Source organism: Dyella sp. NPDC103356 (genome assembly GCF_055584465.1).
Genome location: NZ_JBVJLZ010000010.1, coordinates 41653 through 64205, shown reverse-complemented (window position 1 = coordinate 64205; position 22553 = coordinate 41653). Strand labels below are relative to the sequence as shown.

The 22553-nt window shown below is 60.4% G+C and carries 25 protein-coding genes; 15 read left to right on the top strand and 10 right to left on the bottom strand.

Features of this window, described 5'->3' with window-relative positions; translation table 11 throughout:
• The first annotated feature begins 21 nt into the window (after positions 1–21).
• Entirely contained in the window at positions 22–429 is a 408-nt protein-coding gene (locus tag ACZ6WW_RS19820) for a hypothetical protein (RefSeq protein ID WP_465275730.1), read from the top strand.
• 303 nt (positions 430–732) lie between these two features.
• Here the strand turns inward: ACZ6WW_RS19820 and ACZ6WW_RS19815 are convergent, their stop codons facing one another.
• Positions 733–915 carry an H-NS histone family protein gene (locus ACZ6WW_RS19815; protein ID WP_465275729.1) on the bottom strand — a complete coding sequence of 61 codons (183 nt, stop codon included), beginning with the start codon at positions 913–915 and terminating at the stop codon, positions 733–735.
• Between the two features lie 360 nt (positions 916–1275).
• Here ACZ6WW_RS19815 and ACZ6WW_RS19810 point away from each other — a divergent pair, with 360 nt between their 5' ends.
• The 4 genes from ACZ6WW_RS19810 (at position 1276) to ACZ6WW_RS19795 (ending at position 3708) form a co-directional block, all read left to right on the top strand.
• Positions 1276–2328 carry a class I SAM-dependent methyltransferase gene (locus tag ACZ6WW_RS19810; protein ID WP_465275728.1) on the top strand — a complete coding sequence of 351 codons (1053 nt, stop codon included), beginning with the start codon at positions 1276–1278 and terminating at the stop codon, positions 2326–2328.
• Between the two features lie 122 nt (positions 2329–2450).
• On the top strand, positions 2451–3014 hold the full coding sequence (locus ACZ6WW_RS19805) for a GNAT family N-acetyltransferase (protein ID WP_465275727.1): 564 nt from the start codon (positions 2451–2453) through the stop codon (positions 3012–3014).
• Positions 3011–3406, top strand: coding sequence for a VOC family protein (locus ACZ6WW_RS19800; protein ID WP_465275726.1), 396 nt, complete (start codon positions 3011–3013; stop codon positions 3404–3406). The genes ACZ6WW_RS19805 and ACZ6WW_RS19800 overlap by 4 nt, the downstream gene beginning before the upstream one ends.
• Positions 3403–3708 carry an antibiotic biosynthesis monooxygenase family protein gene (locus tag ACZ6WW_RS19795; protein WP_465275725.1) on the top strand — a complete coding sequence of 102 codons (306 nt, stop codon included), beginning with the start codon at positions 3403–3405 and terminating at the stop codon, positions 3706–3708. The genes ACZ6WW_RS19800 and ACZ6WW_RS19795 overlap by 4 nt, the downstream gene beginning before the upstream one ends.
• Positions 3709–3756: 48 nt before the next feature.
• Here ACZ6WW_RS19795 and ACZ6WW_RS19790 read toward each other — a convergent pair whose 3' ends face one another.
• Together ACZ6WW_RS19790 and ACZ6WW_RS19785 are read right to left on the bottom strand one after the other, a co-directional pair.
• The gene (locus tag ACZ6WW_RS19790; protein WP_465275724.1) at positions 3757–4782 is read right to left on the bottom strand and encodes an SDR family oxidoreductase; all 1026 of its coding nucleotides are present in this window, start codon (positions 4780–4782) and stop codon (positions 3757–3759) included.
• Between the two features lie 41 nt (positions 4783–4823).
• Positions 4824–5813 carry an aldo/keto reductase gene (locus tag ACZ6WW_RS19785; protein ID WP_465275723.1) on the bottom strand — a complete coding sequence of 330 codons (990 nt, stop codon included), beginning with the start codon at positions 5811–5813 and terminating at the stop codon, positions 4824–4826.
• A gap of 119 nt (positions 5814–5932) precedes the next feature.
• Here ACZ6WW_RS19785 and ACZ6WW_RS19780 point away from each other — a divergent pair, with 119 nt between their 5' ends.
• Positions 5933–6874, top strand: coding sequence for an AraC family transcriptional regulator (locus ACZ6WW_RS19780; protein WP_465275722.1), 942 nt, complete (start codon positions 5933–5935; stop codon positions 6872–6874).
• Here ACZ6WW_RS19780 and ACZ6WW_RS19775 read toward each other — a convergent pair.
• On the bottom strand, positions 6855–7487 hold the full coding sequence (locus ACZ6WW_RS19775) for a DUF6988 family protein (RefSeq protein ID WP_465275721.1): 633 nt from the start codon (positions 7485–7487) through the stop codon (positions 6855–6857). The genes ACZ6WW_RS19780 and ACZ6WW_RS19775 overlap by 20 nt on opposite strands.
• Positions 7488–7775: 288 nt before the next feature.
• Here ACZ6WW_RS19775 and ACZ6WW_RS19770 point away from each other — a divergent pair, with 288 nt between their 5' ends.
• Both ACZ6WW_RS19770 and ACZ6WW_RS19765 read left to right on the top strand, forming a co-directional pair.
• Positions 7776–8522: an SDR family oxidoreductase gene (locus ACZ6WW_RS19770; protein WP_465275720.1), complete on the top strand. Its 747-nt coding sequence runs from the start codon at positions 7776–7778 to the stop codon at positions 8520–8522.
• A gap of 95 nt (positions 8523–8617) precedes the next feature.
• Positions 8618–9532: a LysR substrate-binding domain-containing protein gene (locus tag ACZ6WW_RS19765; protein ID WP_465275719.1), complete on the top strand. Its 915-nt coding sequence runs from the start codon at positions 8618–8620 to the stop codon at positions 9530–9532.
• 6 nt (positions 9533–9538) lie between these two features.
• Here the strand turns inward: ACZ6WW_RS19765 and ACZ6WW_RS19760 are convergent, their stop codons facing one another.
• Both ACZ6WW_RS19760 and ACZ6WW_RS19755 read right to left on the bottom strand, forming a co-directional pair.
• Positions 9539–9955 carry a DUF6326 family protein gene (locus tag ACZ6WW_RS19760; protein WP_465275718.1) on the bottom strand — a complete coding sequence of 139 codons (417 nt, stop codon included), beginning with the start codon at positions 9953–9955 and terminating at the stop codon, positions 9539–9541.
• Positions 9956–10061: 106 nt separating this feature from the next.
• Positions 10062–11084: a hypothetical protein gene (locus ACZ6WW_RS19755; RefSeq protein ID WP_465275717.1), complete on the bottom strand. Its 1023-nt coding sequence runs from the start codon at positions 11082–11084 to the stop codon at positions 10062–10064.
• Between the two features lie 236 nt (positions 11085–11320).
• Between ACZ6WW_RS19755 and ACZ6WW_RS19750 the strand changes: the two genes are divergently transcribed.
• From ACZ6WW_RS19750 to ACZ6WW_RS19740, 3 genes are all read left to right on the top strand, one after another.
• The gene (locus ACZ6WW_RS19750; RefSeq protein ID WP_281851920.1) at positions 11321–11743 is read left to right on the top strand and encodes a GFA family protein; all 423 of its coding nucleotides are present in this window, start codon (positions 11321–11323) and stop codon (positions 11741–11743) included.
• 125 nt (positions 11744–11868) lie between these two features.
• The gene (locus ACZ6WW_RS19745; RefSeq protein ID WP_281851921.1) at positions 11869–12786 is read left to right on the top strand and encodes an aldose 1-epimerase; all 918 of its coding nucleotides are present in this window, start codon (positions 11869–11871) and stop codon (positions 12784–12786) included.
• Between the two features lie 11 nt (positions 12787–12797).
• Entirely contained in the window at positions 12798–15041 is a 2244-nt protein-coding gene (locus tag ACZ6WW_RS19740) for an alpha-galactosidase (RefSeq protein WP_465275716.1), read from the top strand.
• Between the two features lie 187 nt (positions 15042–15228).
• On the opposite strand, the gene ACZ6WW_RS19735 is transcribed toward ACZ6WW_RS19740, so the two are convergent.
• The gene (locus ACZ6WW_RS19735; RefSeq protein ID WP_281851923.1) at positions 15229–15945 is read right to left on the bottom strand and encodes a FadR/GntR family transcriptional regulator; all 717 of its coding nucleotides are present in this window, start codon (positions 15943–15945) and stop codon (positions 15229–15231) included.
• 412 nt (positions 15946–16357) lie between these two features.
• On the opposite strand from ACZ6WW_RS19735, the gene ACZ6WW_RS19730 reads away from it, so the two are divergent.
• Positions 16358–16864 (top strand): hypothetical protein, encoded by a 507-nt coding sequence (locus ACZ6WW_RS19730; protein ID WP_465275715.1) that lies wholly within the window; start codon positions 16358–16360, stop codon positions 16862–16864.
• Between the two features lie 16 nt (positions 16865–16880).
• Complete coding sequence (locus ACZ6WW_RS19725) at positions 16881–18323, top strand: XVIPCD domain-containing protein (RefSeq protein WP_465275714.1); 1443 nt, start codon at positions 16881–16883, stop codon at positions 18321–18323.
• A 32-nt stretch (positions 18324–18355) separates the two neighbouring features.
• On the opposite strand, the gene ACZ6WW_RS19720 is transcribed toward ACZ6WW_RS19725, so the two are convergent.
• Together ACZ6WW_RS19720 and ACZ6WW_RS19715 are read right to left on the bottom strand one after the other, a co-directional pair.
• Complete coding sequence (locus ACZ6WW_RS19720; RefSeq protein WP_465275713.1) at positions 18356–18727, bottom strand: 2-hydroxyacyl-CoA dehydratase; 372 nt, start codon at positions 18725–18727, stop codon at positions 18356–18358.
• Positions 18728–18849: 122 nt separating this feature from the next.
• The gene (locus ACZ6WW_RS19715; protein ID WP_465275712.1) at positions 18850–20706 is read right to left on the bottom strand and encodes a chloride channel protein; all 1857 of its coding nucleotides are present in this window, start codon (positions 20704–20706) and stop codon (positions 18850–18852) included.
• A gap of 142 nt (positions 20707–20848) precedes the next feature.
• Between ACZ6WW_RS19715 and ACZ6WW_RS19710 the strand changes: the two genes are divergently transcribed.
• Both ACZ6WW_RS19710 and ACZ6WW_RS19705 read left to right on the top strand, forming a co-directional pair.
• A complete protein-coding gene (locus tag ACZ6WW_RS19710) occupies positions 20849–21310 on the top strand; it encodes a putative toxin-antitoxin system toxin component, PIN family (RefSeq protein ID WP_465275711.1) in 462 nt (153 codons plus the stop codon).
• A gap of 47 nt (positions 21311–21357) precedes the next feature.
• Positions 21358–21759: a hypothetical protein gene (locus ACZ6WW_RS19705; RefSeq protein ID WP_281851929.1), complete on the top strand. Its 402-nt coding sequence runs from the start codon at positions 21358–21360 to the stop codon at positions 21757–21759.
• Here the strand turns inward: ACZ6WW_RS19705 and ACZ6WW_RS19700 are convergent, their stop codons facing one another.
• Positions 21760–22461: a murein L,D-transpeptidase catalytic domain family protein gene (locus ACZ6WW_RS19700; RefSeq protein ID WP_465275710.1), complete on the bottom strand. Its 702-nt coding sequence runs from the start codon at positions 22459–22461 to the stop codon at positions 21760–21762. It abuts the gene before it with no gap.
• Between the last annotated feature and the right edge of the window lie 92 nt (positions 22462–22553).

Sequence of the window (22553 nt, the reverse complement as noted above, 5' to 3'; positions counted from 1 at the left end):
TTTCTGTTGTTGGGGAAAACCATGAAACTATGTGCAGCATTCTTGCTTGTTGTGACTTCGCTTTCAGGGAGCGCTTGGGCTCTACAAGCATCCGAGCCGGGTAACGGCGGGCGAGCCGATTTAATTCCGTTCTCGACGGAAACTTACAATCCGGTAAAGAAGTCAGACTTTGTGGATGGCTCCAAGCAAACGTGTACTGTCACAAAAGCTGGGTCTTTGGCTGATCTTTTGAGACGGTCGCACGAGACAGACAAAACGTTCGACGACCTTCGAGTTAGGGGTTTCCTCCTTGAGTCTGGTGAACCAATCTTTGTAGATGCGAAAGGCGTTTTTGAGTACAAGTCAAAACGTTACGTGGTGTCTGAGAAAGATTTCCGCGAAGTGAAAAAAGAGCATTTCGCTTGTAACGATGACGCGCAGCACAAGTAAGTTGTTGCCTGTTTGCAGCAATGGGTTTCACCATCGAGCGACACCCAGCAACTAAAAGGAGGCCCGCTTTCGAGCGGGCTTCTTTTTGTCTAAAAGCGGCCTTCCATTCGGCTTGTCCGGTCAAGAGTCGTTCGGAACCCGAGTCAGTAGCTTCGCTCTATCCCGCACCAGTTCCTCTCTTCCTCTCTTGACCGTGCCTCATTGCAGGCAATGGGTTTGCCATCGGCAGCAGTTTCCACCTGCTGCCTGTTCCAGGCCAGCAATGACCAAGAGAGAAAGCGATGAGCGACCATGACGCACTTTTTACCGACGCAGATCTGATTTATGCCTATACCCGTTCCGATGCGTTACAGGATGACGTCCACGACCAGTCCACGTTTGAGAAGGGTCATTGGGATTCTGGTACTTCGGCGCGACCGTCGTACCCTTAAGAGAATTGCTTACCTTGGTCGCCTTACCTCGACCCTTTCCTATGGTCGGATACACCTCATGCCAAGGCAAAATAGTACGGGCCTTTGAGAAGATACTGATCCTATGCCTTCTCCCTCCAAGCCTCTGATTATTCGGGGACTTTTCACTTTCAGGGTGTGCAAATTCTTGCGCCCGATCCTTTTGCAGGGGCTATACTTCAGTCCCTATGTTTCATGCCCGCCATCGTTCCAAACGATGCGCCGATGACGCATTCATCGGCTTCGGGCAGGACATTGCCCTCCTGAGCCTTTCAAGCCTCGGCCGCAGCGGAGACCCTCCGCCGGCAGGAAGACGTCTCCGGTTCCGCGCCTGGCGGCCGGCCGGAACCGTTGACGATCCGCCGCACCGATCCCTTGGGTTGCGGAGTGCGTGCTCATGTCCATCAACGAAGAAAGACTCAATGCATTTCTAGGTAAGGCTGTCGGCGACCTTGGCGCCGCATTCAGCGCAGTGCTTGTCCTGCTCGGCGACGAGCTGGGTTTTTACAAGACACTGTCAAAAGAATCCCTGACATCTGCCGAACTGGCGGCACGTGCCGGCACCAACGAGCGCTACACGCGCGAATGGCTCGGCAACCAGGCCGCTGGCGGCTACGTCGACTACGACGCGGCATCGGGCAAATACCGGCTCAATGACGAACAGGCGGCATGCCTCGCCGATCCCGCCGGCCCGGTCGATTTGTCAGGTGCTTACGAGGTTGCGCTTGCGTTGTTCCACACTTATCCGCGCGTGCGCGATAACTTTCGCAGCGGCGCCGGCATGGAGTGGGGTGAACATCATCCCTGCTTGTTCCATGGCACCGAACGGTTCTTCCGCGCCGGCTACAATTCCCATTTACTGGGTGCATGGTTGCCGGCGCTCGACGGTGTCGTCGACAAGCTTGGGCGCGGCGGGAAGGTGGCCGACATTGGTTGTGGGCACGGCGCCAGCACGGTGCTTATGGCCAAGGCGTTTCCCGCATCGCATTTCGTCGGCTATGACTATCACGCGCCGTCGATCGACGTTGCCCGCGAGCGGGCGAAGGCGGCTGGGGTGGTCAATGCCTCGTTCGAGCAGGCGGATGCCTCTCACTATAAAGGCCATGATTTTGACCTCATCGCCTTCTTCGATTGCCTGCACGACATGGCCGATCCCGATGGCGCTGCCCGGCATGCAAGAGATGCCTTGAAGGAGGATGGCACCTGCATGGTCGTCGAGCCGTTCGCCGGCGACAACACGGCGGACAACCTCAACCCGGTAGGCCGTGTGTATTACGCGGCATCGTCGATGATCTGCGTCCCGGTGTCGCTCGCCCGCCATGGTCCGGCACTCGGCGCGCAGGCCGGCGAGGCTCGCCTGCGCAAGGTGATCGTCGATGCCGGTGGTTTCCGTCGCTTCCGTCGTGCCGCGGAAACGCCTTTCAACATCGTGCTGGAAGCGCGGCCTTGAAGCCTGCCGAGATCGACGCAGTCGGCTAAAAAGGGGCTCGCCGGTGGCGGGCTCCTTTTTGGCTGGAAAACAGGTAGCCAACCTGTCGCGAGTGTCTGCTCGATATAGGGTCCGCGAAAGCCATGGCACCCGGTTTCGACTCGATGCGCGTACTTTTGGTAAAAGGATCCATCGGAAGAAGCTGGGGCAGCGTCGTGCATATAAGAAAGGCGACCACCGAGGATGCGTTGACGATTTTCGCGATTCGCCGCGAGGCAATTCGCGCCCGATGTCGTGACCACTATCCCTGGCAGGATATCGAGACATGGACTTCAGGGGAGATGTCCGAAACGTTTGCCAGACGCGTGGCCGATAAGTTCTATGTCGCGGTCACGGCAGAGCACATCGTGGGCACCGGCATGATCGATCTCGCCACGGGAAAGGTCGACGCGGTTTTCGTGCAGCCCGAATACATGGGGCGTGGCGTTGGGCGCACCATGATGGCGTATCTGGAAGGCCTGGCGATCAGCGAAGGGCTTGAGGACATTCACCTGGATGCCACGCTGAATGCCGCGCCGTTCTATCGAGCGATGGGCTTCGAAGGTAATGATACGGCCGTGTATGAGTCGTCGCTTGGTGTAAGTCTTGCCTGCGTGCCTATGATCAAGCGCCTGGCCGTAGTGCCTCCACCCGGAGAATGGAAATGACCGCCGATTTCCCAAGTGCCATCCCCGAAATCCCGGTGAGCGATATTCGCGTGGCGGTCGACTACTACTGCCGAAGCCTCGGGTTCAAGCTGGACTGGGGCGGGGACGAGGAAGGAGGAATTGCAGGCATTTCCCGTGGTTCCTGCCGTATATTTCTGACCAACGGCGCTTTCCGTCAGGTCCATGGCAATCTCAAGCCTGTAGTCATCTGGATCAACCTTTCAAGTTGTGAAGAGGTCGACGCGCTGTATCAGTCATGGACGCACAGTCAGGCGAAGATTGTCGGTGCGCCGGAGCGGAAGCCGTGGAAGCTTTACGAGTTCACGGCCTCCGATCCGGATGGCAATGGGCTGCGAGTTTTCTATGATTTTGCCTGGGAAGAGCGCGCATGACCGGCTATACCTGCCTGTGGGAATTTTTGGTCGACCCAAAGGACGAGGCGCAGTTCGTTGAACATTACGGCCCGGAAGGAACATGGGTGCGTCTGTTCAAGCAAGCGGAGGGCTTCATCGAAACCCGCCTGCTGAAAGACAAGGATCGGCCAGGGCGGTACGTCACGATAGATCGCTGGCTCAGCCTGTCTGCTTATGAGGCGTTCCACGAACGCTTTGCACAAGCGTATGCAGCACTCGATCAACGCTGTGAGGACCTCACGCAGTCAGAGACATCATTGGGTGCGTTCCACGACCTCTGATGCCTTCCCGGCGTTCGGTGCGAATACGCCCTGACGTCGCACATGTTTCTACGTCAACAGACCAAGCTGGATCAGGCTCTGCGCGGTCGCAACAATGGCTTCTTCGCGCGGGCGTGGGTTCCAGCCGAGCAGGCGTCTGGCTTTTTCGCCCGTGGCATTCATGTTCACGCCAAGCAATGGCACGATTCCTTTCATGGCCGGATTGCCAAGCGCGATCAGCCGCACCAGCCAATTGGGCAGCACACGCGTCGGTACCTTGCCTGCCGCTGCCCCCATGCGCCGCCGCAGCACATCTGCAATGTCGTTCATCCACATGCTTTCGCCGGAGATCGCGAGAAAGCGCTCGCCGTTGGCGGCGGGATGAGTCATGGCATGCAGGTGCAGATCGGCCACGTCTCGTACGTCGACAACGCCGGTATTGATCTTGGGACAACCAGGTTGGCCGTCCATCAGGCTCTTGATGATTCGGATCGAGTGCGAATAGTCCGGACCAAGAGCGGGCCCAAGGACAGCCACCGGGTTGACCGCCGACAGCTCAAGCCCGCGCCCTTCACCGGCAACGAACTCCCAGGCGGCTCGTTCGGCGAGGGTCTTCGATTTTTGATACGGCGCGACGTTGCCGGCCAGATCGCTCCAGTCTGTTTCGTTGAACGGCCTATCCAGCGGCTTGTGCCCGACACCGATAGCACCGAAGGCGGAGGTGAGCACCACGCGCTTGACGCCGGCATCTCGCGCGGCACGCAGCACGCGAAGATTTCCATCGACGGCGGGCCTGACCCAATCCTCTTCGCGAACCTGATCGCCCGATGGTGTTGGAGAGGCGCCGTGCAGCACGTAAGAGCAACCGGCAAGCGCCTCCGCCCAACCCTGATCGGCGCTGAGGTCGGCGGTGACAAACGACAGGCGGTCGTCCGGCTCAGCCCCGCCAACGCGGAGATTCTCACGGACTTCGGCTTCTCGCGATGGCGCGCGAACGGTCGTCCGCACCCGATAGCCACGACTCAATAGTGCCAATATGCAGTGCTGTGCAATGAAGCCGGTTCCACCAGTCACCAGCACCAGTTCGTCTTTCATGGTGATTTCCTGAGGTTCTTGTTGATTGCAGCCATGCCCGTTCAGCGGTCGATCGTCGCCATGATCCAGTCGGCATAGCGGTTTCCGGAGATCGCCCCCGTCACCAGCGCGTCGTCGAGCTTCTGCATCTCGGTGAGATCGAGCCGAATCGCCTGCGCAGCTACGTTCTCCTCCAGATACGCACGACGCTTGGTGCCTGGAATCGGCACGATGTCGTTGCCCTTGTGCAGCAGCCATGCAAGCGCGATCTGTGCAGGCTTCACGCGTTTGTCCGCCGCCATGTCGAACACGATCTCCGCCGCTTTCACGTTGGCGTCGTAGTTCGCATCTTGATAGCGCGGATCGATTCGCCGGGTATCCCCTTCGGGATACTCTTCAGCGCGCTTCACGCCACCGGCCAGGAAGCCGCGTCCGAGCGGACAAAAAGGCACCAGGCCGATGTCCAGCTCACGCAGGACAGGAATGATCTCGGGCTCAAGATTGCGCTCCCAAAGCGAGTACTCGCTTTGCAGCGCCGAGACCGGATGTACCGCATGCGCACGCCGGAGATTGGCGACGCCCACTTCGGAAAGGCCCAAGTAACGAACCTTGCCTTGTCTGACGAGATCGCCGACGGTGCCGGCTACGTCTTCGATCGGTACGGTTCGATCAAGACGGTGCTGGTAGAGCAGATCGATATGGTCGGTCTGAAGACGGCGCAGGCAGCCTTCGACGACCCTCACGATATTCTCGGGCCGACTGTCCATGCCGACGATCTTGTCGCCTTCAAAACGCGAACCAAATTTGGTGGCGATCACCACCTTTTCGCGACGATCCTTGAAGGCCCTGCCCAGAAGCGCCTCATTGGTAAATGGACCGTAGTTCTCGGCGGTGTCGAAGAAGTCGCATCCGAGCTCGATGGCACGATGCAGGGTCGCGATCGATTCGGTTTCATCCGCCGGGCCGTAAGACTGGCTCATGCCCATGCAGCCAAGGCCGATGGCCCCAACCTCCAATCCCTGGCCGCCAAGCCGTCGTTTGTTCAATGTCATAACAGGTCCGCTCAGATGTCGCCGGCGTTAGTGGTGTGGCGAACGGGTGAGCAGGTTAGGGTGGGGCATCCGGATTGTGAATGCTTGAGGGTGCGTATTACTTGCGCGATAGTGCGGAAATGAGCGCCGATCCCTTTTCCGACATTCTCAAACTCACGAACGCCGAGTCGCTTGTAACCGGCGGCTTCAGGGCCGGTGGCTCATGGGCCATCCGATTTCCCGCGCCGGACAAGATCAAATTCTTTGCCATCGTAAAAGGCCATTGCTGGGTCAGCATCGACGGTGAAGCAGAGCCCATTCGCTTTGAAACGGGTGACGTCGGTCTTCTGGCGGCGAAGCGATCGTTTGTTCTGGCCAGTGATCCGAGTGTGGCTCCTCTCGACGCCATGGTTGTATTTGCCGCTGCAGGCGGCACGACCGCGACACTGGGCGACGGCAACGACTTCGCTCACATTGGTGGCCATGTGCTGCTTGATCCGGCGAGCGGTCGGCTGCTGGCGGATGTATTGCCGCCATGGATTCGCGTGCCAACCGCTTCACCCCAGGCGGCCAGTTTTCGGTGGCTGCTCCATGAGCTTGTCGAGGAGCAGGCCACTGGGCTGTCTGGTGCGCAGCTGGCATCGGCGCATATCGCGCAGCTTCTTTTTATCCAGATCTTGCGCGCCCATCTGCAGACGACCGGTCCCATGCCCGCCGGATGGCTGCGAGTATTGAGCGATCCACGCATCGCGCCCGCGCTTCGTTTGATGCACGGTGATCCCGCTCGTTCCTGGCATCTCGACGAACTGGCCGGGGCATGCGCCATGTCGCGAACGACATTCGCTTTGCACTTCAGAACCATCGCAGGCGTTACACCACTGGCCTATCTCATCGAATGGCGTATACGTCTTGCCGAGCGCGCGTTGCGCGAGGAGACAACTCCCGTGGCGGTTATCGCCGGGTCGCTTGGCTATACATCCGAAAGTGCCTTCAGCAATGCCTTCAAACGCGTAACCGGCAGTTCGCCCAAAGCGTATCGCGGTGCCGCGCGGTCTTCAGGCGCTACGCAGCAACCCCGATAGGCAGGCAGGTTGAGTGGGCTTTCCAGGCGTGAGTCATTTTTGCCATGAGCTCATTGGAGCCCGTCAATCCCGCGAGCAATCGATAAGAAAGATGCAGCAAGCCATTTCCGTTACGTAGTTGCTGCACTGCCAGCTCCATCGGATAGCCTTCGATGCGACGCCGAATGGGGTGGATGCCGGTGTGCACGTAGGAGTTGAGCCCGTGCCAGGCGGACGAATAAAAATGTTCCAGCGGGTCCGTAAGGCCGGCGGGTGCGCGCCCCACTAATGCTTTTAGCATCGAAGTTGCACCAGGGAGTTTGCGCGCGTTTTCATCGGCGGCCGCGTCGAGCGGTGCATTCATCACGTCGATCAACTCATCGGTAGCGACGTATAGAGCCCATGCGCCTCGAACGAGCGCCTCGAACTGAAGTCGAATCAGTGCCGTTGCGGATTGATAAAGGACGTTTCCAAAGCATTGCCGAGCTGCAATGGCATGCTCGATCGATACCAGGGCATTGGCTGCGCTGATGGCGTAGCGGGCCTGACCCAAGTGGATGGGCGGCGAATCTTGAATCAGTCCCTCCAAATGCTCATGGAAGGCATCGGAGCGTTGAAGTAGCTCAGTGATCATGGGCAAACGGTTCGGCGGGTTCGGTGGGCACCAGGCTCGGTGCGAGTTTGCGCGCATTCGTAAGTAATTACGTTAAAAAGAACGGGTGATCCTCTTATCGCCCCCTTCAGCCCGGCTTTGTCCATGCCGATCGAGTCGCCGCCATAGGCGAATAGTTTTTCTATTCCGGGGCCGCAGATCTTCTCGTTTGTCGAGGCGATTGCCAGCGGCGATAGTTACGCCACAGGAAGCAGCGCTGCTCCTTAAGTTCATGTCAATCCATCCACATCGAACCGTAGGAGCATCACCATGAAACTCGCAAACAAGGTAGCCGTCATCACAGGCGGCACGTCAGGCATCGGCTTGGCCGCCGCACAGCTCTTTCGCGAAGAGGGAGCGAAGGTCGTCGTCATCGGCACCAACGAGCAGCGTTTGAAGGAAGCAGGCCACGTGCTCGGCGATAGCGCCATGACGCTACGAGCCGATCTACGTGACCCGGCTCAAATTGACAAGGCGATTGCCGAGGTTGTCGAAACGCACGGTCAGATCGACATCGTTTTCGCGAATGCGGGCGCCGGTACGGCCGCGCCACTCGAAGCTGTAACGCCAGAACAGATCGACGAACAGTTCGGCCTTAATGTCACGGGGCTGTTCTTTACCATCCAAAAAGCAGCTCCCCATATGGTCGATGGCGGCAGCGTCGTAGTGACTACCTCGTTCCTCGATACGGTGGGTAAGCCGGGTCTTTCTATCCTGTCCGCGACCAAGGCGGCCGTGCGTTCGCTGGTTCGCTCGCTGGGTGCGGAACTTGCGCCCCGTGGCATTCGCGTCAACGCAGTCAGCCCAGGCCCGATCGCCACGCCTTTCGCAGGCAAGATGGGTATTCCCGACGCAGATCTGAAGAAGTCGGGTGAGGCGCTGGTCGCTGCGATACCGCTCAAGCGTTTCGGTGAAGCGGTCGAAGTTGCGAAGGCGGCACTCTTTCTTGCAAGCGACGATTCGTCTTACGTCACGGGTACGGAGTTGGTGGTTGATGGTGGCCTGTCGCAAATCTAGCGCCGAAAGGATGTAAAACCTCACGGCCCCGCGATTGACCGCTTGCGGGGCCGTTGACAGAATCCGCTCAACTCCTGGGGTTTTCGCCGTTAGCCATGCGAGCACCAAATAACCTCAATGCGTTGCGTGCTTTCGAGGCGGTCGCCCGACACCTCAGCTATGCCGCAGCGGCAGCGGAACTGAATGTGACGCCTGCGGCCGTCGGCCAGCTGATCCGTGGCTTGGAGAGCTATCTCGACATCGAACTCTTTCATCGCTCGACCTCCGGTCCCTCCCGCCTGACGCTGACCGATGCGGCAAGATCGGCCCTTCCGGATTTGCAGGGCGGGTTCGATCTGCTGTCCACGGCGGTGGAACGGCTGAAAGCGAGCAAATCGCGCATCGTGTTCACCGTCACTGTGCCGCCGGCGTTCGCGGATAAATGGTTACTCTGGCGTGTCGAGTCCTTTCAAAAGCAGCATCCGTATTATGACCTGCGCATCGACACCAGCAGGCATCTTGTCAACTTCACCGCCGAGCGCATGGACGCAGGTATACGTTACGGCGCAGGTATCTGGCCGGACCTGGTCTCGACCTTCCTGTTGCGGGACGAATTCTTCCCGATCTGCAGCCCCGCGCTGATGAAAGGCAAGCATCCGCTCAAGGACCCGGGTGAGTTGCGACACCATCCGCTTATCCATGACATCTCCATGAGCGGCTTCGGGATCTTCCCCACATGGCGTTCGTGGCTTCGGAAGGCGGGATACGACAAGGTGGTCGACTGCGATCGCGGACTGCAGCTCAACGATTCGGCGGCAACGATTCAGACGGCTATTTCCGGAAATGGCGTTGCGCTCGGCAGGACCGCGCTGGTTGAACGTGATCTGGCTGAGGGACGTCTTGTTCGTCCGTTCCGGGAAGCTCAAGCCTGTGAGCTTGCCTATTATCTTGTTCACCGGAGGGAGAGCGAAAACGCTGCGCCCGTCGTGGCATTCAAGGAATGGCTGCTTGCTGAAGTCGCAATGCGGTGACGTTTTTCAAGCACGTCTTGGCCACTTCCACGCATGCCAGACAATCAACAGCGACAAGACAATCTCGATCACGCCAAAAAACAGATAAAACCACCATGATCCTGGCATGGAAACGAGCATGACGAGGGCGTAGAACACGCCGAGCACCATGTTCATCCAGCGGTTGATGGCCGGCTTCAATGCCAGCGACAAAAAGATCATCAGGGCGGGTACGGCGAGCAGGATCGACGTTCCGAGTAGCACACCTTGTGTTGCCGGACCTAGCGGGCCCATCTTTCCTTGCAGCATGTCTTGCAGGTTACCGGCCTGGAACAGACCGAAGTAGTCGCCATAGATGTAGCAGAACATCAGGCTGGTCCAAAGGCCAGCGAGTTTCAGCTTGACCGGTACCGGGATGTCTTCAAGCTTCGATGTTTCTTGCATCGTATTCATCCTGATGAGTTTGCGAATCGAGGGCCGGTATCTGGAGCGCTTGCCCATGGCCGGTAAAGAACTTATAGACAATCGGTTGCTGCCTGGTCTGGCGCTCTCAACGTGGCACAAGCATCGGTACGCTTCCGCTCAACGAACGCCGTTGGTTCACGTCGGTCATCACCAGGATCAGCTGCGGATACTTGAAGCTAACCTTGATGTGATCGATGGTTTTGAAGGCGGGTAGGGGCGTGATGGTGGTTTTGCCGTCGCTATCAATGCGGTACAAGCCGTCGGCGCCGACGGCCCACAAGCTACCGTTGCTTGAGGTGATACCGAAGAATGCGATGGTTTCCGATGGTGGCTTTCTGCGTTTTGACATGAAGCCCCAGCCGTCGGATACGAACGCTTTCGTGTAGAGCGGTCGAATGCTCTCACCGCAGATTTCGACGACGCGGCCGTGCATCATCATATGAACCAGCCCAACGGCAACGGCAAAGCAGCGGGGATTCCACGGCTCGGCGGCGATCCCATTACCCGGGTCGCAGCCGCTATTCAATGGGCCTCCACAGAGCTCACCGCTGTCGTTTCGTTCGATGGATACAACCGCCCCGGTTTTCCCATCGATACGGCTGAGGCCTCCGCCCCATTCCCCGCCATTGATACTGACGAAGATATGGTCTCCCTGGCGATGGATGGCGGTGATGATGCCAGGAGGGAGTTTTCCTCTTAGCTGTACGGTATGAAGCTGACCGTCCTGGCCTATCTCGATCAGGCGCTTTGAGGTCAGTAGTGTCGTGGCTTCCGTTGCACAGCTAAGGGCGATCAGGTCGTCGCCCACCGTGGGGACTTGTTTCACGGTCGACCACGCCTGGTTGGTCCAGCGGCGTAACGCCCAGGTTCGATTATCACCACCCGTCATGATCATAGGGTGCCCATCGCTTGCGCACAGATCGAGCACGGGTGTCGAAAGGTCGTAGGGAACGCGCTCGTCACCGTTATCTGCAATGGCCGATAGTTGCCCTGCATCCGAAAGGAGCCACAGGTGCCGGTCGGCGAAAACGGCGCGTATGAGAGATGATTCCTGGCCAGGACGAATGGGTTCTACGGCAAGTGCATCGCATGCTGCGAGCAGCGCCACGCCTCCCATGACCATCGCAAATGCGAAAACTTTCGCCGACCTTATCCGTCTGCTAAATGCAGGTAGTCCTGGTTGCATCTCGCGCCCCCGCTGCTGAGGTGTTCAGAATAAGCGATATGGATGCGGGAAGGAGAGTGTCGGTGAGCCTGATCTGGCACCTGATCGGCTTTGCCAGCCTCGCGCAGGAGGCTCTCCCAGGGCGTAAAGTACGGCACTGATTCGCGAAAGGTGCACCTATGACGAACGGTAAACATCCCGCGGCGCGTCGGCTCGAGGGCGGTTGCTACTGCGGCGCGGTTCGCTATGCCGTTGCGGATGAATTTCTCTATGCGGCCAACTGTCATTGCTCGAACTGTCGACGCACGACCGGCTCGGCGTTCAAGCCGCTTGCGGGGATCGAGCGTTACAAGTTGACCGTTACCAAGGGCGAGCCTGGCTTGCTGATATTCGGCGAGGAAGACGCCAACGACACGCATTGCAAGGCGTGCGGCTCGCTGCTCTATTCGATCGTTCGTGATGGCGCGTTTGTGCATGTGGCGATGGGGACATTGATCGACGTGCCCTCCATCCGGCCATCCATGCACATCTTTGTCGGCTCCAAGGCGCCGTGGTTCACCATCACCGATGACCTGCCGCAGTATGAGGAGCATGGGCCGTGATGGCGTGATGCCTGCACGGTGGCAGGGCCGCATTGCTGCAATGCAGCTTGTCGCTCGACCAGCCCTTATTATTATCTTAAAATAAGACAATATAGACTCGCGGTTCGGGTCGATCCGCAACGGCGATGGGCGAAGCAGTGTGGGAGTGCGATGCGTTGTTGCGTTTGATCAATGCTCAACTGAGCGTGCAGATTCTGCCTGAGCTGGGCGGTGGGCTTGCCGGTTTCGACTGGCGTGCGCGTGGCCAGGCCATTCCCTTGATGCGGCCCGCGCCGGAGCATCCGAGCGATCCCAATCAACTTGCCTGCTATCCGTTATTGCCGTGGAGCAATCGGATCGCGGACGGTGGGTTTTCCGTAGAGGGGCGCCATGTCGCCTTGGCGCCCAATCGCGACGACGAACCTTTCCCCATCCATGGCAGCGGTTGGCAGCGCGCCTGGGAAGTACGCGAGCACAGTGAATGCGAAGCGCTGCTGGAATTGCAGGAGGCGCAGGCGGATGGCTATGTCTATCGCGCTACCCAGCGTTACACGCTGCACGACGAGGCGCTGGTGGTCGAGCTGAGCGTGACCAACACCGGCCCGTCGACGATGCCATTCGGATTGGGCCTGCATCCCTTCTTTCTGCGCCATGGCGAGGTGCTGCTGCACGCGCCCGCGTCCCAGGTGTGGATGAATGATGGAAAGACGCCGCTGCCGGTGGCGCGCGTGGATGTCCCTGAAGCGTGGGACTTCCATCAGCCGCGCGTGCTGCCGGACGAGGGCGTCAATCACGGCTTTCAGCCCTGGATGGGCGATGCGGTCATTTCATGGCCGACACTCGGCTTGCAGCTGCATGTAGAGACGGACGTCGATACGTTCGTGCTCTATACCCCCGCCGACGATGAGTTTTTCTGTTTCGAGCCGGTCGATCATCCGATCAATGCCGTGCATCTTCCGGGTGGCGCAGCAGCCAACGGCATGACATACCTGGTGCCGGGTGCGAACCTGACGCGGCGTTTTGTGTTTCGCGTGGTCGACGACAGTGGAAGGGGTAGAGGGTGAATCGAGTGACGATGTCCAAGGCGGTTGCGGTTCTCGCGTTAGGTGTGTGGTCGGTTTGTGGGTCGCTGTCGATCGATGCCAAGTCGACTAAGCCTCAAGCACAGCAGGCAGCATCGATTCATTACGACGAGGCGCACCGTGTCTTCCGTATCGATGCGGGCAAGATCACTTATGCATTTGGCGTCAACGGCGACGGTGCCTTGCAGACCTTGTATTGGGGGTCACGCCTTGCGCAGGACGATCCGGTGGGGCCAGCGGTGCCGCCCAAATCCTGGTCGTCATTCGACTCCATCGGCGCCAACACGCCGCAGGAATACGCAGGCTGGGGCGGTCCGATTACCGTCATGCCGGATCTCAAGCTGCATTTTGCCGATGGCAACCGTGATCTGATCCTGCGTTACGACAGTTACAAGATCGACAAGGACAGCTTGCAGATCAGTTTGCGCGACGCCAAGGCGAACGTCACCGTCGGGCTGCGCTATACCGTCGATGGGGACACCGGTATCGTCGGCCGCTCCGCACGCATCGAGAACCATGCGGCGCAAGCGCTCACCATCGATAGCGCGGCGGCGGCAAGCTGGAACCTGCCGCCGGCCACCGACTATTCGTTGCGTTACCTCACCGGCACCTGGGCCAGCGAATGGCATGTACGCACGCGCCAGGTCACGCCTGGCGCCACGGTGCTGGAGAGTCGCCGCGGTTCGACCGGCGACGAAAACAACCCGTGGTTTGCGATCGAGCGTGGCGGCGCATGGAACGAATCGCACGGCCGCGTCTGGTTCGGTGCGCTGGCCTGGAGCGGTTCGTGGAGTATCCGTATCGATCAGGATGTCCTGAATCAGGTACGCGTCACGGGCGGCTATAACCCGTTCGATTTCTCCTACCGGCTCAAGCCGGGCGAGGCGCTGGATACGCCGATGTTCTACGCGGGCTATACCGACGCGGGTATCGGCGAGGCGTCGCGCCTGATGCATCAATTCGAGACGACGCGCGTGCTGCCGCAAGCGCCGCGTCCGAAGTTGCGCCCGGTGCTCTACAACTCCTGGGAAGCGACCGAATTCAAAGTCAACGAGCCGGAGCAGGAACGCCTGGCCGAGAAGGCCGCCAAGCTGGGTGTGGAGCGTTTCGTTATCGACGACGGCTGGTTTGGCGCGCGCAATAGCGATCACGCCGGTTTGGGTGATTGGACGGTCAATCGCGAAAAATTTCCGAACGGCTTGAAGCCGCTGATCGACAAGGTCCATGGCCTGGGCATGAGCTTTGGCATCTGGGTCGAGCCGGAGATGGTCAACCCCGATAGCGATCTCTATCGCAAGCATCCCGACTGGGTGCTCAACTTCGAAGGCCGTCAGCGTACCGAGGGGCGTAACCAGCTGGTGTTGAATCTTGCGCGCGACGATGTGCGCGACTATGTGTTCGACGCGCTCGACCAGTTGTTGAGCAAGAACGATATCCAGTTTCTGAAGTGGGACTACAACCGCAACTGGACCGAGCCGGGCTGGCCGCAGCTGTCGCCGGAAGATCAGCAGAAGGTCTATGTCGTCTACGTACAGCACCTGTACGACATTCTGCGCCGCCTGCGCGAACGTCACCCGGGCGTGGAGATTGAATCGTGCTCCGGCGGCGGCGCGCGCGTCGACCTGGGCATCATGGGGCTGACCGACGAAGTATGGCCTTCGGACAACACCGATCCATCCGATCGCCTGTCGATTCAGGACGGTTTCTCGTACGCCTATGCGCCGGCGGTGATGATGTCGTGGGTGACCGGCTCGCCGAACTGGGTCAATGAGCGGCAGAGCTCGCTGGACTTCCGTTTCCTGTCGTCGATGCAGGGCGGTTTGGGTATCGGCGCGAAGATCCTGGAATGGACGTCGGCAGAAGATGCGACAGCGCAGCATTACATCGCCGCCTATAAGGACATCCGCGCCACCGTGCAGCAGGGCCGACTGTATCGGTTGTTGTCGCCGCAGGAGCGCGCGCCTTATTCGGCGACCGAGTCGGTGGCGGCCGATGGTGCGCAGGCCGTGCTGTTTGCCTTTCTGAGACAAGGGCAGGAGGCGCAGGCGTATCCCACGTTATACCTGCAGGGGCTGGATCCGAACGCGCGCTATCGCTATCGCAGCATTCACGGCGAGGCCATGCCGGGTACGCCTGCGGTGGCGAGCGGTGCGTACTGGATGAGCCATGGGATCGATCTGAAGCTGCGCAGCGATCTGGATGCTGCGGGGTTGGTGTTCGAGCGGGTGGGGTCTTGATGGGTAGTTGTTGCTAGAGCCCTCCTCACCCCAACCCTCTCCCCCGGCGAAGCCAGGGGAGAGGGGGTAGGTTGCGGAAATGCGGAATACTGAGAGTTTCCTCAGTCAGCTCCCTCTCCCCTGGCTTTGCCGGGGGAGAGGGTTGGGGTGAGGGGGGGCACGAGGCGATGCGAAGCGAGCCTTCTGCTTAAGCGCTCGCCTTACCCGACTGCTGCCGCCGAATATTGCTGCGCGAATCGGCCACCATCTTGATCATCGCCTGACGCGCGACTTCCGGTTGGCGGCGGCGAATCGCTTCGTAGACCTTGAAGTGCTGCGGCAGCGCATTCTTGAAATTGGCCGAATTGCGCGCGGACAACACGAAGTACGTCCCCAGCGCCGTCTCGATCACCGAGAACAGCGACGTCAACAGCTCGTTATTGGTGGCCTTGAGCATGCATTCGTGAAAGGACAGGTCGGCGACCGTCCAGGCGTCGAGGTCTTCGGCCGCGGCCATGGCCTGATAGGCCGTTTCGAGCGCCGCCAGTTGCTCGACCGTGCGGCGGCGTGCGGCTGTCGCGGCAGCGGCCGGCTCGATGATCTCGCGCATTTCCACCAGCTTGTCGACAAAGCTGTCGGTCGGCATGGAGGCGCAGCGCCAGGCCAATACGTCGGCGTCGAGCTGGTTCCAGTGGATGGGGTCGCGTACCCGCGTGCCGGTCTTCTGGCGCGACTCGATCAGGCCCTTGGCCGAAAGCACCTTCATCGCTTCACGCAGGGCGGTGCGGCTGACGCTCATGCGTTCAGCGAGTACTTCCTCGCGTGGCAGGCTTTTACCGGCGGCTAGCTCGCCGCTCACGATCAGTCGCCCAAGCTCCTGGATCACCTGATGGTGCAGATTACGCACGGCTCCGAGCTTCACCATTCGCTGTGGTTTCCTTGGGGCGCCGGGCTTCCCATAATGGTAATGGCGTGATTTGTCCTACAAATAACCATTAATCCCCTTTATAACAGGTTGATTAAAAGGCGTCATCTTTCTTTTGGCTAGTTTGTCAGACAGAGGCGGCGCGAGCCAGTTCGCGTTATGTTCCCCAAGGCACACCGGCTTAATCCGGGAAACGGTAAAGTCCGGCCCTGGCGCAGCCTGCCCAGGCGCGACCAAAGGATGAACCTAAGTGCCAGAGAAGGAGTTCCGCATGCCCGCCCAAGGATATCTAGCCGGATACCGCAAAAACCGAACCTGGGCTTTTGCATTGTCCCTCGCAGTAATCAGCGTCTGCACGTCCGATGCGGTCGCCTTCAGCCCTACTTCGAAGCCTGACAAGGAGAAATCGGTGATGACCACACCCGTCAAGAGTGATCCCGCGCAGTCCACCATTACCGCCAAGGAAGCACTGCAGCGCTTGCTTGGTTTGTTGCGCGAAGGCAAGAGCATCAAGGATTTCACGCCCGACTTCATCGGCAAGGGCATGGGCGTCAACGTTACAGTTGTCGACCAGGATACTTATGGATACGGCGCGAAACTATCCAAGGATTGGGGCTGGGGTATTTCGCGACAAAATTCGCGTGTGACCGGTCCGCGCATCGATTTCGGTTTCAGCAGCGATCCGGGCAGCAACCCCGCGGCGACCGAGATTTGCGACATCGACTATATCAAGTTCACCTCCGAGCTCGAAGCGATCGGTTTTTCCCGCAAGGAAAACCGCGGCGAGCACGGCACGGTCGTTTCGGAGAACTTCGATCGTCCGCATTTGCATGTCCAGGTGCTGGCGCAGGCCGAACATCCGCAGACGCAAGACGGTGTCACCAACCGTTCCTGTGTGAAGACGGTCATCATCCAATAAGCGAAGGAGCGCTCTCATGGCTGGGATTACACCGCAAGCACAAGCCGTCATCGATGCCTTCGGGCACCAACCCGGCGTCACGGCTGATCAGGTACACAACCTGCAGGCAGTCATCAACGCGTCTCCGGCGCTGACCGATGAAGTCAATCGCTCGGTGGCGGCCGGTCATCTGCAGCACATCGTTCCGCTGACCAACCCTCATGCAGGCGGCGAATACAGCGCGGGGGATCACTCCATGCGCCTGCCGTTGAGCATTCTGTCGACACCGGCGGGCGGTGCAAAATTCGACGCAGGCGAGCCGACGTTCGTGCTTGGGCACGAGCTGCAGCATAGTTTCAATAACGCAGCCACCGCACAGGCTTATACCGATTTTGGAAATGCGGCGCAGGCTGTCGCGCAATCGCATCAGCACGATCACGATTACACCGCCGCGATCGGCAACCTGATTGCCGCCAATCGCCGTGATGAAGCCGGCGCGGAAATTTCAGGCTGGAATGCCATCGTAAGTGCGGCGCAGAAACAAAGCGGCGCTACACCGACCATGAAAGATATCTACGAGCGCAATCCTGGTCGCATGGCCGATTTCATCAATGTCGATATGACGCATGTGCCACCGGCCTATACGCTGAAGCCGAATTTGCAGGTCAAGGCCGATATGACGATGGAAACATCGGCCCACAATCTTGCCGGCATGGGGCAGAATTTCTTCGATAAGCCGCGGCCGGTCGGTGGCCTGGGTTTTCACGGAAACTCGGATTATCCCAACTACTACGGCGCTTATGCGATTGGCCTTGCGGTGCAGTACGAACGCGCCAACAACGTGCCGCAGCCGGGCGTTGCGCCACCGGAAATGAGCGTGAACATGGCGAGCCTGCATCTATCGCGCAGCCAGGTCGAACAAAACGGGATCGACCTTGGTGCCAATCACCATCAGATGCCGTTCGTGGATAAAAGTACGGCGCCGCCGACGCAGCAACATTTCGACCACACGGCGAGCACGCATGCTTTCGTGCCGCTACCGCCGAATGTCGCGCCATCTCAGGTCAATCTGCCCGCGCTCGACACCCCGGCTGCGCCACGCCTGGACCGCGCCGGCCATCCCGATCATGCGTTGTTCGAACAGACGCGCGATGCGGTCTATCGCCTGGATGCGCAACACAACCGCACGCCCGATCAGCACAGCGACAATCTGGCCGCCGCCTTGGTCGTTGCGGCGCGCAGCGAAGGCTTGCGTGAGGTCAATCACGTGATCTTGAACGACGATGCGTCGCGCGCATTCGCCGTGCAAGGCGATTTGAACTCGCCCTTCAAGCAGACGGCGCACGTGCAAACCGCGCAAGCGCTCAATGCTTCGGTAGAGCAGAGCAGCCAAGCCTGGCAGCAAGCGGCGCAAGGCAAGGCGCAGGAGCAGCCGGCAGCAAAAGCGCAGCAGCCGGCGCAGCCTCAGCCTCATATGTAGGTGGCAAAAGCGGCCTGACCGGCCGGGCGAGCTTATGGCTCGTCCGGCATCTCGCTCAGAATCTTGGGCTTGCGACCGCGCCGGGGCTTGTTCTGCGAGGCGGCGATCAGTTGCTCCAGATAGGCGATACCTTCTTCGGGCGGGAAAAAGGCGACGACGTCGGCGACCGTCAACTCGTAGTGATCGCGAAATGCCAGGAACTCGGCGCGAATCTGTGCCAGCCGCTCGGCGGCTGCCGCCTTCTTGCTCAGGCGCTTGACCGGTGCCGCCGGTGGCGGCTCGGGCGCGGCCACAGGCGCAGGTGCAGGCGTCGGCGCTCTGGCCGGCTTGCGTTGCTCGATTTCGCGTTCCAGCGCGGCAAGTTCCTCCTGGAATTGGCGAAATGGATCTTTCGAAAGTGCCATGCGTTGTGGGGGATGGATGTGTCCGGGGGCCCCCATTCTTGCATGGCTGCTGCCGGATAGCGCACGTCGCGGCCAAAGTTCGGAGTAGTTTTAAGCAAGTCGCCACCCCGTCCGGTGGCTGGCTAGGCCTCGCGTTGCAGCCTGTTCCCGAAATGACGGACAGCCTTGCGGGCCTCATGCAGACGGCTGGCATGGGCGGCCAGCAGGTCGCCGCGAGTCAATATGCCGACAATGTGCCGGTCGTCGGTCTCGCTGACGACGACCAGGCGTCCCACATCGGCTTCGACCATATGGTCGGCGGCGTCGCGCAGCGTGTGCGTCTGGTGCACAACAATGGGGGCGCGCCGGATCAGACGCTGTATGGACGCCGTGTCGGGTATCTCCGTACCCCATAGATCGCGTCGCGTGAGCACGCCGAGCAGGCGCTGCGCTTCGTCCACCACGGGATAGCCCTGATGGCGTGCTTTCGCATCGACTCCCGACTGCATCCACTGGCGAACCTCGGCAACCGATTGCGTAGCGCTCAGCGTCACCACGGCGCGGCTGCAGGCTTCGCTGACCAGCAAGCGGTCCAGATGGTCGGCGACATACTCGCTGGGCACACGCACGCCGCGCCGCGCGATTTTCTCGGTCATGATCGTATGGCGCATCATCAAACCGGAAACCAGATAGGCCGCTGCGCAGGCACCGAGCAAGGGCAGCAGGCCGTGCGGTTGCTGGGTGGTTTCGAACGCGAAGACCACCGAGGCGAGAAAGGCGCGCGATGCCCCGGCAAACATGGCGGCCATGCAAACCAGTGCGGCCATGCGCGCGTCGACATGCAACCAAGGCGCCCACGTCACCAGTACGAGGCCACAGACACCGCCCAGCGCGCTACCGACGGTAAAGAGCGGTGCAAGCGTACCGCCCGAGGTGCCGCTGCCCAGCGCGATCGACCAGGACAGCAGCTTGAACAGGCACAGCGAGAGCATCGCGCCGAGGCCGAGCTGACCGGCCAGCACGCTGGCGATATTGGCGTAGCCCACGCCTAGCGTCAGCGGCATGAAATAGCCGATCACGCCCACCGCCACGCCGCCCAGCGCCGGCCACCACATCCAGTGGATCGGCAGCTTTTCAAAGCCATCCTCGATGGCATAGGTCAACTTGGTAACACCTACGCTGACCGCACCCACCAGCGCACCGAGCAGCGTATAGACGGCCAAAGCCATCGGCTCGGGCGCGGCCAGGCCAGGCAGCGGAAACATGGCATCGCCGCCTTCGAAGATGAGCCGCACGCCCGTGGCCACCACGGTGGCCAGCGCCACCGGAATCAGCGAACGCGCACGGCGCTCAAACAGTAGCAACTCGATCGCCAGGAGCACGGCCGACACCGGTGCGCAGAACACGGCCGCCATGCCGGCGGCTGCGCCGGCAGCCAGCAGCGTCTTGCGTTCGTCGGCGGTGACATGCAGCCATTGGCCGATCAACGAGCCGAGCGCACCGCCGGTAGCGATGATCGGGCCTTCGGCACCGAACGGGCCGCCGGTGCCGATCGCCACTGCCGAGGACACTGGCTTGAGCCAGGTAATCCGCGGTGGGATGCGACTCTGGTTCAACAGCACCTGCTCCATGGCTTCGGGAATGCCGTGGCCGCGAATCGCCCGCGATCCCCAGCGCGCCATGACGCCGACGACCAGGCCGCCGATCACCGGAACGACGATGACCCACAGGCCAAGGCGATTCCCCGCCGGGCTGACAAACGTCGTGCTCCAGCGACCGTAGAAGGCGAGGTTGGTAACCAGGCCGATCAGGGCGGTCAGCAGCTGCGCCACGCAGGCAACGCCCACGGCGAGCGACATGCCCAGGGCGCTGATCCACAGCACACGCCGGTCCAGCGGGCGGAATTGCCGTGGCATCTGCGCCGCGGCAAGCGTCGGGTCCAGCGAAGGCGCAAGCGGAAGCGCCGCACGACTGTGCGGTTCGAGTTGAGGTTCGGACATGGGAGCGGTATCGGCGTTGAGGCTGCGCAAGGTTACGCGTTTGAGCGCGCAGTAGCTGGCTGGAAAATGAACAGCCGGTAGACCGTCCCGGTGAGGCCGTTCCCTTTTAAACTGCCCAGCCGACGATCTTGAACTGTGATCCGTGAGCAAAGCTTCGCCTGCCATTCCGCGCGTGGTGCTGGACACCAATGTCTGCCTGGACGCGTTCGTCTTTGCCGATCCCCATGCCCAAACCCTGCTGCGCACGTTGCAGCGTGGCGCCGTGCATGCGCTTATCGACCAGGCCTGTCGTGACGAATGGTTGCGTGTGATCACCTATCCGCAATTCGCCCTCGATAACGATCGGCAGCAGCGAGCCACCGAACAACTGGATCGGTGTCTTCGCTATCTGCCGGCCGAAGGGCGCGCCAGCCGCGATATCATGCTGCCGCTTTGCAAGGATACGGACGATCAGAAATTCCTGGAACTGGCGCTGGCGGCACAGGCCCAGTGGTTGATCACCAAGGACAAGGAACTGCTCAAACTCGGCCGCCGCACACTGCGTGATGCCGGCTTTGCCATCCTCACCCTCAAGGAATGGGACGCGCGGTTCACGCTGGTTTGATCGTTCCACGACGATGCTAGGCGCTCGTCATGATGCGGAGCCGTCGTATGAAATCGATCCTGCTCGCGGGAACTGTTTTGGTGCTGGCCGGCTGCGGTACGGCCACGCAACATGACACGGCTATCAGAGACGCGGTCGCCAACCGGGTGTTCCTGTATCAATCGCCCAACGACGGCGATGCCACATTGACGGTAACCCGGGAAAACGGCCTGTTCGGCGGTGGCTGCTCCAGCCGCTTGAGCATCGACGACAAGTTCGCCGCGGATATCGAGACCGGCGAGCAGGTGACGTTTCATCTGCCCAATGGACAGCACAGCCTGGGCCTGGAAACTTCAGGCGCCTGCCAGAACAACCCGACCCATGCCGATGCGAACATCGGCGCTGGCGAGACACGCCAGTTTGCGATCAACAAGCGCGGCACCGCGCTGTCGTCGGCGGACAAGCGCTGATCAGGGCGCCTTGGCCACCTGTGTCTGAGGCGCACTGCATTTCAGATAACGCGAACCACCGAGCCATTGGCGATCGGGGTAGTAGGAGAACACGTATTGCCCGCCCTTGAGCGTATCGATCAGCCGATGCGCTACCGCCGAACGTACCGCCGGACAACCCCAGCTGCGGCCGATACGGCCCTGGCGGCCGGCGGTTTTCGGGTCGACATAGCCCGCGCCGTGAATCACCAGCGCACGGTCGAGCGCGTGGTCGTTGACGCCCGGCTCCAGCCCGTTCATGCGCAGCGAGTAACCGTTGTGTCCGTCATACGTATCGAGCGTGCGGAACAAGCCCAGGCTCGATTCGAGGCTGTCCGGCTGGTTGGAAAACTTCGTCGCCATGTTGTCGCCCGAATTGCGCCCGTGCGCGACCAGTTCATGGAACAACAATTTTCGGCGGGTCAGGTCGAACACCCACAGGCGCGGTTCGGTCGATGGTCGCGAATAGTCGATCACGGCCAGACGGTCCGACGCGGGCAGGCCGCTGGCAGTCGCGCAGTCGGTGGCTTTCAGGGCAAGCCCGATCACTCGCGGGTTGGCCTGGGGCGCCAAACGGGTGAGCGCATCCAGCAGCGTGGCATCGGCAGCGTGGCTGGGGGCAATGCAAAAAAAAGCTGGCACAAGCGCCGCAATAAACGCGGCGTAGCGTGGGAGTCGGAACATGAGATGTCGGGCTGCGAAACAACATGATCATCCTATCAAGGAACTGTTAATTCTTCGTTGGATCATGTATTTAGCGGGTTGTGAGGGATGGT